This is a genomic window from Gordonia sp. 'Campus' (genome assembly GCF_022206305.1).
Taxonomy (GTDB): domain Bacteria; phylum Actinomycetota; class Actinomycetes; order Mycobacteriales; family Mycobacteriaceae; genus Gordonia.
In genome coordinates, this window is record NZ_JAKOIW010000006.1 from 264,705 (window position 1) to 276,777 (window position 12,073).

Here is a 12,073-nt window from a genome sequence, read left to right on the forward strand (position 1 = left end):
TCTGCATCGCATTCCGGACACAACTGCCGCAGTGAGACCAGCGGTCCCCAGATGAGGGTTCGTGCGCGACCTCTGACAACTCCACAGTGTGACCGCCCAGCCCCGGCGATGCTTCCGCACGATCACGTCAAGAACGCGGCCGCAGAATCGGCGAGGTCGAGCAGGGGCTGGGGAAAGATGCCGAGCACCGCGGTGATCAGGGTGCAGAGTGCGATCCCCGACGTCGTCAGCACGCTGGGTCTGACGACGTGGGGTGCCGCCTCGACAGGGACGTCGTCGAAGAACATGGCGACGATGATCTTGATGTAGACGTAGGCGGCAATGGCGCTGCTGACGACACCCACCACGACCAGCACGCCACCACCGGCGCCGGCGGCCGCGGCGAAGACGTCGAACTTGGCGATGAAACCACTGGTCAACGGGATTCCGGCAAAGGAGAGGAGGTACACCGCGAACATCGCACCGACCAGTGGGTAGCGGCGTCCCAGCCCCGACCACTGGGTCAGGTCGGTGGCCTCACGACCGGACAGGTGCGGGTTGCGCACAGGGGTCGCGGTGCCCTGGACGGCGGCTCTACGCGCGGATGTCGCTGCATCCGTGTCGGGTTCGCGGATGACGGCCACCGTGGCGAATGCGCCGAGAGTGGTGAATGCGTAGGCGGCGAGGTAGAACAGCGTCGCGCCGAGACCGGCGTCGTCGAATGCGATCAGTCCGAGCAGGATGAAGCCGGCGTGGGCGATCGACGAGTAGGCGAGCATTCGCTTGATGTCGTTCTGCGTCACGGCCATGACCGAGGCGATCACCATGGAGGCGATCGCGACCGCCCACAGGGCGGGTTCCCACTGGTCGCGCAGGGCGCCGAAACCGACGTAGAAGACTCGCAACAACGCACCGAACGCCGCGACCTTGGTGGCTGCGGCCATGAACGCCGTCACCGGTGTCGGAGCGCCCTGGTAGACATCGGGAATCCACGAATGGAACGGCACCGCACCGACCTTGAACAGCAGCCCGACCGCCAGGAGGGCCAGACCGATGAGGGCCAATGTGGTGTCGCCGCCGGTGTCGGTGACTGTGGTGAGCGATGCACCGATGGTCGACAGGTTCAACGAGCCCGAGGCGCCATAGACGAAGGCTGCTCCGAACAAGAAGAAGGCCGAGGAGAACGCCCCCAGGAGAAAATACTTGAGGGACGCTTCCTGCGAGATGAGACGTCGACGCCGAGCCAACCCGCACAGCAGGTACAGCGGCAGCGAGAACACCTCCAGCGCAACGAACATCGTCAACAGATCGCCGCAGGCGGGGAACAGCATCATCCCGCCGACCGCGAGCAGGGAAAGAGGGAACACCTCGGTGGTCACCGCGCCGGCGCGCGTCGCCTCGAACTCGGCGTCGGTGTTGGGAACCGAGGCGCCCGACGGTGTGAACATGTCGGCGTCGATACCGCCGCCGTTCACGGTGCGGGTAGACGGTTCGTCTCCACCACCCGCCCCGGCCAGCGTCCGCATGGTGACCGGTGCGACGACCCGCTCGAGCCGGCGTTCGGCCATGAACCCGACAGCGACGACGGCCACGACGAGGAGCAGACCTTGGAGGTAGAGCGTCGGGCGATCCAGGACCACCGCTCCCGACATGGCGACCTGACCGTTCGCACCGTCCTCGGTCTGTGCGATTGCCACGGTCACCAGTGCGGCGAATGCGACGACGAGTGCGCCCAGTGAAAGCGTCAGCTGCAACGGGTAGCGCAACCGACGAGGGGCGAACGCCTCGACGAGCACCCCGACGACCCCGGCGCCGAAGACGATGAGCATCGGTGACAGCGCGGCATATTCGACGCTGGGCGTCTCGATCGCCGCCAGAAGTGTTGTGCCGCCGGTCGAGTTCATCGATGTCCCTCCGCTTCCGCGCTGGTGTCCTCGGGGACCGGGCGCACCGATGGTTCGGGCTCGGTGACGCCGACCGTGGTCAACGTGCTCTGCACGGCGGGGTCGATCAGATCGATCATCGGCTTCGGGTAGACGCCGAGCGCGAGGAGCAAGGCGATCAGCGGCGCGACGACGGCCAGCTCACGGCCGGCGAGATCGCGCATCGACGACGACCGGACGTCCGCCAGCTTCGGTGGACCGCCCATCATCCGCTGGTATGTCCACAGGATGTAGATCGCCGACAGCACGAGCGCAGAACACGCGAGAACCGCCGCCACCGGATAGCGGGTGAAAGTGCCGATGAGCACCAGGAACTCGCTGATGAACGGGGCGAGACCGGGCAGCGACAAGGTGGCCAGGCCCGCGACGAGGAAGGTGCCGGCCAGGACAGGTGCGACCTTCTGGACCCCGCCGTAGTCGGCGATCAGTCGGCTGCCCCGCCTCGACACGAGGAAGCCCGCGATGAGGAACAGTGCCGCCGTGGAGATCCCGTGGTTGACCATGTACAGCGCCGACCCGGTCTGGCCCTGATCGGTGAGGACGAAGATGCCGAGGATGATGAATCCGAAGTGAGAGATCGACGTATAGGCGATCAGCCGCATGACGTCGGTCTGTCCGATCGCGAGGACCGCGCCGTAGACGATGCTGACCACGGCGAGTGCGCAGATGAACGGTGCGAAGTACCGGGACGCGTCGGGGAACAGCTGCAGGCAGAAGCGGAGCATCGCGAAGGTGCCGACCTTGTCGATCACGGCCATCATGAGGACCGCGGATGCCGGCGTCGCGGCAACGGCCGCATCGGGAAGCCACGAATGCAACGGCCACAGCGGGGCCTTGACCGCGAACGCGAACATGAACCCGAGGAACAACAACTTGGCCAGCCCGGTCGAGTCGTCGATCTGCCCGCTGGACACGGCGGCGACGATGTCGGTCAATGCGAAGGTCCCGCCCCCGTCGGCACCCACGCCGTTCTGTGCGGTCACCACGTACAGTCCGATCACCGCCGCCAGCAGCAACAGACCGCCGAAGAGGTTGTACAACAGGAACTTCACCGCCGCACCGGACCGGTTGGGTCCGGTGCCGAAGCCACCGATGAGGAAGTACATCGGGATCAGCATGGCCTCGAAGAAGATGTAGAACAGCAACACGTCGAGCGCGACGAAACTCATCAGCACCATCGCCTCGGTCGCGAGGAACAGCGCCAGGTAGATGTGCGGACCCTTCTGCGCGCGGCCACCCGAATCGTCGAGTGAGCCGGACGGATCCGCATCCCGCCAGCCGGCGAGCAGCAGCAAGGGCAGGAGCGCCGAGGTCAGCAGGATCAGGACGAGTCCGATCCCGTCCAGGCCGAGCGCGTACCGGGTGCCCAGCGCGGGAATCCAGCTGACGTCCTCGACGAACTGGTAGCGATCGCCGCCCGGATCGAAGCCGACGGTGATCCCGACGGCGACGACGAGGACGCCCACCGACACCGCGAACGCGAACCACTTGGCCGCCGCGACCCTCGTCGCGGGAATCGCCAGCACCAGCGCCGAACCGATCGCGGGAGTCAGCCACAGGACGGTGAGCCAGGGGACGTTCACAGGACATTCACCGCCATCACCAGTGCGACGATCACAGTGGTTCCCGCGAACATCGACAGCGCGTAGGACCGGACGTACCCGTTCTGCCAGTTCCGTATTCGACGAGACGTGCCGGTCACCGCATCGCCGACCCCGCTCGTCAGCCCGTCCACGCCGTCGGATTCCACGGTGACGAGGCCCGCGGTGATCCGTTGACCGGGACGCATCAGCAGTTCCTCGTTGAGGGCATCGCCGTACAGGTCGCGCCGGGCGGCGACGGTGAGGGCCGAGACATCGTCGGGGGCCACGACGGGCACCGGGCGCGTTGCGTACTGCCGGTAGGCGATCGCGACCCCAATGGCCACCGCGACCAGGATGATCGCGGTCATCGCCCAGACGGGGAGCAGGTGGTGTTCGGTGTGTTCGCCGACGACGGGTTCGAGCCAGTGCTCCAACGACCCGCCGATCGCGAGGAGCCCACCCGAGGCGACCGAACCGAGGGCGATGAGGATCATCGGACCGGTCATGACCTTCGGTGCCTCGTGCGGGTGGGGTGCGGGAGCGTCGGAGCCGTCGTGCCAGCGCTTCTCGCCGAAGAAGGTGAGCAGCATGACGCGGGTCATGTAGAAGGCGGTGATCCCGGCGCCGAGAAGCGCTGCGCCGCCGAGGAGAAGACCCTTGGCCCCGCCGGCGCCGAACGCGGCCTCGATGATGTGGTCCTTCGAGTAGAAGCCGGCGAACGGCGGCACGCCGATGATCGCGAGGTAGCCGACCCCGAATGTGACGAACGTGATCGGCATCAACGTGCGCAGTCCGCCGTAGCGGCGCATGTCCGTCTCGTCGTTCATCCCGTGCATCACCGAGCCCGCACCGAGGAACAGGCCCGCCTTGAAGAAGCCGTGGGTCAGCAGATGGAGGATCGCGAAGGCGTAACCGGCGGGACCGAGGCCGGCGGCGAGCACCATGTACCCGATCTGGCTCATCGTCGACGCGGCGAGGGCCTTCTTGATGTCGTCCTTCGCGCACCCGATGACGGCGCCGAACAACAGTGTCACCGCGCCGACGACGACAACGCCGACCTGGGCGGCGGGCGCCAGGTCGAAGATGGGGCCCGACCGGACGATCAGGTAGACACCCGCGGTCACCATCGTCGCGGCGTGGATGAGCGCCGACACCGGGGTGGGGCCCTCCATCGCATCCCCGAGCCACGACTGCAGCGGCACCTGCGCGGACTTGCCGCACGCCGCCAGCAGCAGCATGAATCCCAGTGCGGTGAGGGTGGTCTCGCCGACCTGAGACGCCCCGTCGAAGACCGCGGTGAACGAGACCGCGCCGAACGTGGCGAACATGATCATCAGTGCCACCGCGAGCCCGATGTCGCCGACCCGGTTGACGACGAACGCCTTCTTCGCGGCCGTCGCGGCAGACGGTTTGTGCTGCCAGAAGCCGATGAGCAGGTACGACGCGAGGCCCACGCCCTCCCAGCCCAGGTAGAGGCCGAGATAGTTGTCGGCGAGAACCAGGACGAGCATCGCGGCGAGGAACAGGTTGAGGTAGGCGAAGAATCGACGGCGGTCCGGGTCGTCGGTCATGTAACCGATGGAGTAGACGTGGATCAGGGATCCGACGCCGGTGATCAGCAGGACGAAACACATGGACAGCTGGTCGAGGCGAAAACCGAAGTCCACCTGGAGCTCTCCGACGGGTATCCAGCTGAAGAGGATGTCGTCGACCCCGCGGCCTTCGGCCGGCCGGGACACCATCCCGGCGAACATGAGCAGTCCGACGGCAAAGGAGGCGACTGCCAGTGCGGTGCCGAGCAGGTGGCCCCAGCGATCGGTGGCACGACCGCCGAGGAGGAGGATCACGGCGCCGAGCAGGGGCAGTGCGGGAATCGTCCAGAGCAGTGACGCGGTCAGTTCGGCGTTCACCAATCCTCCTCTACCGCTTCAGCAGATCCGCGTCGTCGACCGACGCCGAGCGGCGCGATCGGAAGATGGTCATGATGATCGCCAGTCCCACCACGACCTCGGCGGCGGCGACGACCATCGTGAAGAAGGCGATCACCTGACCGTCGAAGGACTGGTTCAACCGCGCGAAGGTCACGAACGCGAGATTCGCCGCGTTGAGCATCAGTTCGATGCACATGAACACGACGATGGCGTTGCGTCGCAGCAGGACCCCGGCAGCACCGATGGTGAACAGGAGCGCGGAGAGGTAGAGGTAGTTCTCGGGATTCATGAGTCGTCGCCCGACTGGTTCCGCGGCCGACGGCGCAGGGTCCGCGCGGCCAGGATCGCGTTCACCGACAGGTCCGACGGGGAGCCGTCGGGCAGCCGCGCCGGGACGTCGACCGCGTTGTGCCTCGCGTAGACACCGGGCGTCGGCAGCGGGGTCAGGTTGACGCCGCTGCGGAAACGGGCCTGCGACAGCTCTTTCTGCGTGAGGCGCGGGCCGAACCGTTCGCGGTGCGCGAGGACCATGGCGCCGAGTGTCGCGGCGATGAGAAGCGCGCCGGTCAGTTCGAAGGCCCACAGGTATCGCACGAAGATCAGCTCGGCGATGGCCTCCACACTGGAATCGCTGCCGGCGGCCAGCGTTCCCGGCGCGGTCGCGCCGGTCACGACTCCGACGGTGGCGCTGCCGATCCCGGCGATGAGCAGCACACCGAACCCGATGCCGATGAGCGCGGCGGAGAGTCGTTGTCCGCGCAGGGTCTCGATCAGCGAATCCGACGAGTCGACACCGATCAGCATGATGACGAAGAGGAACAGCATCATCACCGCGCCGGTGTACACCACCACCTGGACGACACCGAGGAACAGGGCGCCCTGCGCGACGTAGAAGACCGCCAGGATGATCATCGTCGTCGCGAGGAAGATGGCGGAGTACACGGCCTTGGTCGCGAAGACGACGCCGAGTGCCCCCGCGACGGCCACGGCGCCCAGAATCCAGAACTGGACGGCCTCGCCGGTGGAGGTGCGCGCCACCTCGTCGGCGAGCAAGGTGACGACGGGGGCCGGGGTCATGACCGCGACTCCCGGAGGCCCTCGCGCAGAGTCGGTGTCGGCAACGGTGTCACGCGTCCGTCGGCGCCCACCTCGCCGCGGTAGTAATTCTCTTCCGTGGAGCCGGGCGCCATGTCGTGCGGTGGTTGTGCGGCACCGGGGGAAAGCGGCGCCAGCAAGCGGTCCTTCTCGTAGATGAGGTCGGCGCGGTTGTCGTCGGCGAGCTCGTAGTCGTTGGTCATCGTGAGTGCCCGGGTGGGGCACGCCTCGATACACAGCCCGCAGCCGATGCAGCGCAGATAGTTGATCTGGTAGACGCGGCCGTACCGTTCGCCCGGCGAATAGCGTTCTTCGGGCGTGTTGTCGGCGCCCTCGACGTAGATCGCGTCGGCCGGGCACGCCCAGGCGCAGAGCTCACAGCCGATGCACTTCTCGAGCCCGTCCGGGTGCCGATTCAGTTGATGGCGACCGTGATAACGCGGAGCGGTGGGGCGCTTCTCCTCGGGGTACTGCTCGGTGATGGTGGGTGTGAACATGCCGCCGAAGGTGACGCGGAGGCCGCTCACCGGTTTGAGGAAGTCAGGCATCGGTGGTCTCCCTGCTCGGGGTCGATTCGTGATCCGTACCGGTGCGGATGACCTGTCCCGGCATCGGCGGGACGGGGAAGCCGCCGGCCATGGGGTCGAAGTCGACGGGCGTCGCGGGGTCGGCCGGGTCGTCGTCGTTCAGGTCGGGGACCCGCATCAGATGCCAGATCGAGAACGCGATCAACCCGGTGACCACCAACCCGGCACCTGCCGACACCAGGGCGCGGAGCAGATCGGCATCCTCACCGACGATCGATGCCCGGATGATCGCCACCACCATCACCCACGTCAGGGAGATGGGGATGAGGACCTTCCAGCCGAGGTTCATGAACTGGTCGTACCGCAGACGCGGGAGGCTGGTCCGCAACCAGATGAACACGAACAGGAACACCCAGACCTTCAGGGTGAACCACAGCACGGGCCACCAACCGGAGTTGGCCCAGTCGAAGGCACTCAACGGTGGCGGTGCCTGCCACCCACCCAAGAACAGTGTGGTGGCCAGTGCGGAGACGGTGACCATGTTGATGTACTCGGCGAGCATGAACATCGCGAACTTCAGCGACGAGTACTCGGTGTGGAAGCCGCCGACCAGCTCGCCCTCGGCCTCGGGGAGGTCGAACGGCGCGCGGTTGGTCTCGCCGACCATCGAGATCGCGTAGATGACGAACGACGGCAGGAGCAACAGTACGTACCAGTGGTGCTCTTGGGCGGCAACGATTCCCGATGTCGACATCGTGCCGGCGTCGAGGAACACCGCAGCAAAGGTGAGACCCATGGCGATCTCGTATGAGATCACCTGGGCGGTCGAGCGCAGCCCGCCGAGGAGCGGGTACGTCGATCCCGACGACCACCCGGCGAGCACGATGCCGTACACACCCACCGAGGTCACGGCGAGGACATAGAGCACGCCAACGGGAAGATCGGTGAGCTGCAACGGCGTCTGGTGTCCGAAGACCGACACCATCGGTCCGAACGGGATCACGGCGAAGGCCATCACCGCGGGGACGACGGCGATGATCGGTGCGAGCAGGTAGATCACCTTGTCGACCCCCGACGGGATGATCCCTTCCTTGAGCGCGAGCTTCACGCCGTCGGCCAGGCTCTGCAGGATTCCGCGCGGTCCGACGCGATTGGGTCCGAGACGGGACTGCATGCGCGCCATGATCTTGCGTTCGAGCAGGATTGCCACGAGCGGGTTGACCACCAGAAAGGCGAACACCGCAATGGCTTTCGCGATGATGAGCCAGAGGGGGTCGGTGCCGAAGTCGTCCAGGGTGGGGTAGTCGATGGCGAGGGTCATGCGACACCTCCGCCGGATGCGAGGGCGACGATGTGGCCGGCCTGCGCTCGCAGAGCCGCATGCACGTGGGACCCCGCCGAGTGCAGCGGCAACCACACGACGCGGTCCGGCATGTCGGTGACCTCCACCGGCAACGTGATCGAGCCGTGGGCGGTGCTGACCCGAAGCCGGGTCGCCGCGGCGACCGGGACGATGCCGGCCTCGGCGGCAGTCGCGGCCGACAACCGAGCCACGGGACGACGCCCGGTCCCGGCGAGTTGGGGCTCGCCGTCCTGCAACCGGCCGTCGTCGAGCAACATGTGCCAGCTCGCCAGTACCGCCTGCCCCGGGGCCGGCTCGGGCATACGGGCCGGCATCTGCGTGACGGGGCGACGGTTGCCCGTCCAGGCCCCGATCTGTCGCAGCTCGGTGTGGATGGTCTGCATGGTGTCGCAACGCAGTTCGACACCCATCTGCCGGGCGACCGCGTCGAGGACCCGGTGATCGGGCAGGTGGCCGCTCGCGGTGAGCGCGGCGGTGAATGGGCGTGGGCGTCCCTCCCAGTCGACGAAGGTGCCGTCCTTCTCCGCGACCGCGGCCACCGGGAACACGACGTCCGCGTGGGCGGTCACCGAGCTGTGACGCTGCTCGAGCGCGACGACGAACGGCGCCGCGGCCACTGCCTCGGCCGCGGCGGTCGGGTCGGGGAGGTCGTCGACGTCGACACCTGCGACGACGAGCGCGAGTCCGTGACGGCGGGCGGCGTCGACGATGCCGGCGGTGTCGCGTCCCGGTCGTGCGTCGAGCGGGGTGTTCCAGATCTGCTCGACCGCGGTGCGCGCTGCGGCGTCATCCACCGGGCGCCCGCCGGGCAGGAGGTGGGGTAGCGCTCCGACCTCGAGTGCTCCTCGCTCGCCCGCGCGCCGTGGAATCCAGGCGAGACGCGCCCCGGTGCGGTCGGCCAGTGCCGCGGCGGCGGCCGGTGCGCCCGGGCTCGTCGCGAGGCGTTCGCCGACGATGATCACCGACCCGGGAGATGCGAGTTGTCCGGCGATCTCGTCTGAGCCGAGCACCTGCGCCTCGGTACCCGGCACGGCGGGGACGAGGCGGGCGTCGAGTTTGGCCGCGCCACGGCTCAGCAACGGGGCGACGGTGACGACCCGCTGACCCGACGATCGCACCGCGCGCCGCAGGCGGAGGAAGACGATCGGCGACTCCTCCTCGGGTTCGAAACCCACCAGCAGCACCGCGGGCGCAGCGGACAGGTCGTCGTACGTCGTGACGAGACCCCGACCGGCGACCTGGGCGGCCAGGAAGTCGGCTTCTTCCGCACTGTGTGCGCGGGCGCGGAAGTCGATGTCGTTGGTGTGCAGCGCCGTCCGCGCGAAACGAGAGTACGCGTAGGCGTCCTCGACGGTCAGTCGGCCGCCGGTGAGCACGCCCACGTTGCCGAACGCCGACGAGAGGCCCTCGGCGGCGACCCGGATGGCATCCGCCCAGGACGCCTCGTGCAGTTCGCCGTGACGGTCGCGGACGAGCGGAGAGGTGAGCCGGTCATCCGCCGTGGTGTAGGCGAAGGCCCAGCGCCCCTTGTCGCAGTTCCACTCGGCGTTGACCTCGGGATCGTCACCGGCGAGTCGTCGGAGCACCTTGCCGCGTCGATGGTCGGTGCGCTGTGCACATCCGCTCGCACAGTGTTCGCAGACGCTAGGTGTGGACACCAGGTCGAAAGGTCGTGCGCGGAAACGGTATTGCGCGCCGGTCAGCGCGCCGACCGGACAGATCTGCACGGTGTTGCCGGAGAAGTAGGAATCGAACGGCTCGTCGGCGTAGATGCTCACCTGCTGCAACGCACCGCGGTCGGCGAGTTCGATGAGCGGGTCCCCGGCGACCTGGGTGGAGAATCGCGTGCACCGGGCGCACAGGACGCAGCGTTCCCGGTCGAGCAGCACCTCCGACGACAGCGGCACGGGTTTGGTGAAGGTGCGCTTGACCCCGTCGAACCGGGACTCGCTGCGGCCGGTCGACATCGCCTGGTTCTGTAGCGGGCACTCACCGCCCTTGTCGCACACCGGGCAGTCGAGTGGATGGTTGATGAGGAGCAGCTCCATCACCCCGCGCTGGGCGTCGGCGGCGATCTCGGAACTGAGCTGGGTGCGGACCACCATCCCCTCGGTCGCCACTGTCGTACACGACGCGAGGGGCTTGCGTTGCCCCTCCACCTCGACGAGGCATTGCCGACAGGCGCCGACCGGGTCGAGCAGCGGGTGGTCGCAGAAGCGGGGGATCGTGACACCGATCTGCTCGGCGGCGCGGATCACCAACGTGCCCTTCGGCACTCGCACCGTCCGTCCGTCGATGGTGAGCCCGACCAGGTTCTCGGCCGCGGTGGCCGGGTCGTTGCCGTGGGTGAGGGTCATCGTGCACCTCCCGACCAGACGGTCGACGCGGAGTGGTCGAACGGGCACCCGTGGTCGAGGTGAGCGAGGTACTCGTCGCGGAAGTACTTCAGCGACGACACGATCGGGCTGCCGGCACCGTCGCCGAGAGCGCAGAACGACTTGCCGACAACACTGTTGGTGACGTCGGCGAGGGTGTCGAGGTCGGCCTCGGTCCCACCGTCGTGTTCGAGACGGTGCAGGAGCTGCGCCAACCAGTAGGTGCCCTCTCGGCACGGGGTGCACTTGCCGCACGACTCGTGTTCGTAGAACTCCGTCCAGCGCAGCACCGCGCCGATGACGCACGTCGTCTCGTCGAAGATCTGAAGTGCCTTGGTGCCCAGCATCGACCCGGCTGCGCCGACGCCCTCGTAGTCGAGCGGGACGTCGAGGTGTTCGGGGGTGAGGATCGGCGTCGACGACCCGCCCGGCGTCCAGAACTTGAGTTGGTGACCGGCACGGACACCGCCGGCGCGTTCGAGCAACTGACGCAGCGTGATCCCGAGCGGCGCTTCGTACTGACCGGGGTGCGTGACGTGCCCGGACAACGAGTACAGCGTGAAACCGGGCGATTTCTCCGAACCCATCGACCGGAACCAGTCGACGCCGTTGCGGACGATCGGCGGGACGCTGGCGATGGATTCGACGTTGTTGACCACCGTGGGGCTTGCGTACAGGCCGGCGACCGCGGGGAACGGCGGACGGAGTCGTGGCTGCCCGCGGCGGCCCTCGAGCGAGTCGAGCAGCGCGGTCTCCTCGCCGCAGATGTAGGCACCGGCGCCGGCGTGGACGACGAGGTCGAGATCGAATCCGGAACCGAGGATGTCGGCGCCCAGATAACCTGCGGCGTAGGCCTCGTCGACTGCTGTCCGTACCCGGCGGAGCACGGAGGCGACCTCACCGCGGAGGTAGATGAACGCGTGGTGCGCCCGGATCGCGTAGGCCGCGATGATGATTCCCTCGACCAGCGAATGCGGCGATGCCAGCATCAGCGGCATGTCCTTGCACGTACCCGGTTCGGACTCGTCGGCGTTCACGACGAGGTAGTGGGGGACACTCGTATCCCCTTGGGGGATGAAGGACCACTTCATACCCACCGGAAACCCTGCGCCGCCGCGGCCCCGGAGCCCGGAGGCCTTGATCATGTCGATGACACCGTCGGGCGGGGTGTCCAGCGCGATACGCAGGGCGCGATACCCGTTGTGTCGCAAGTAGTTGTCGAGCGTCCACGATTCGGCCTCGTGCCAGTGCCGGGAGAGGACGGGGGTGTCGGGGGG

Annotated in this window: 9 protein-coding genes; all 9 read right to left on the bottom strand. The window is 67.6% G+C overall.

The genetic code is table 11. The annotated features are described in order from the left end of the window. Positions 1-122 precede the first annotated feature (122 nt). Complete coding sequence (gene nuoN / locus MAY35_RS09540) at positions 123-1,883, bottom strand: NADH-quinone oxidoreductase subunit NuoN (protein WP_238421025.1); 1,761 nt, start codon at positions 1,881-1,883, stop codon at positions 123-125. After that, positions 1,880-3,505: an NADH-quinone oxidoreductase subunit M gene (locus MAY35_RS09545; protein ID WP_238421026.1), complete on the bottom strand. Its 1,626-nt coding sequence runs from the start codon at positions 3,503-3,505 to the stop codon at positions 1,880-1,882. The genes nuoN and MAY35_RS09545 overlap by 4 nt, the downstream gene beginning before the upstream one ends. After that, positions 3,502-5,415: an NADH-quinone oxidoreductase subunit L gene (gene nuoL, locus MAY35_RS09550; RefSeq protein WP_238421027.1), complete on the bottom strand. Its 1,914-nt coding sequence runs from the start codon at positions 5,413-5,415 to the stop codon at positions 3,502-3,504. The genes MAY35_RS09545 and nuoL overlap by 4 nt, the downstream gene beginning before the upstream one ends. A gap of 10 nt (positions 5,416-5,425) precedes the next feature. Beyond that, on the bottom strand, positions 5,426-5,725 hold the full coding sequence (gene nuoK / locus MAY35_RS09555) for an NADH-quinone oxidoreductase subunit NuoK (RefSeq protein WP_074852089.1): 300 nt from the start codon (positions 5,723-5,725) through the stop codon (positions 5,426-5,428). After that, on the bottom strand, positions 5,722-6,513 hold the full coding sequence (locus MAY35_RS09560) for an NADH-quinone oxidoreductase subunit J (RefSeq protein ID WP_238421028.1): 792 nt from the start codon (positions 6,511-6,513) through the stop codon (positions 5,722-5,724). The genes nuoK and MAY35_RS09560 overlap by 4 nt, the downstream gene beginning before the upstream one ends. Beyond that, positions 6,510-7,079, bottom strand: a complete 570-nt coding sequence (gene nuoI / locus MAY35_RS09565) for an NADH-quinone oxidoreductase subunit NuoI (protein ID WP_238421029.1) — start codon at positions 7,077-7,079, stop codon at positions 6,510-6,512. Before nuoI ends, MAY35_RS09560 begins: the two co-directional genes overlap by 4 nt. Continuing rightward, entirely contained in the window at positions 7,072-8,379 is a 1,308-nt protein-coding gene (gene nuoH, locus MAY35_RS09570) for an NADH-quinone oxidoreductase subunit NuoH (RefSeq protein WP_238421030.1), read from the bottom strand. Before nuoH ends, nuoI begins: the two co-directional genes overlap by 8 nt. Continuing rightward, on the bottom strand, positions 8,376-10,778 hold the full coding sequence (locus MAY35_RS09575) for an NADH-quinone oxidoreductase subunit G (RefSeq protein ID WP_238421031.1): 2,403 nt from the start codon (positions 10,776-10,778) through the stop codon (positions 8,376-8,378). The genes nuoH and MAY35_RS09575 overlap by 4 nt, the downstream gene beginning before the upstream one ends. After that, on the bottom strand, positions 10,775-12,073 hold a 1,299-nt coding region (nuoF, locus tag MAY35_RS09580), incomplete at its 5' end, for an NADH-quinone oxidoreductase subunit NuoF (protein ID WP_238421032.1). The genes MAY35_RS09575 and nuoF, both read right to left, overlap by 4 nt.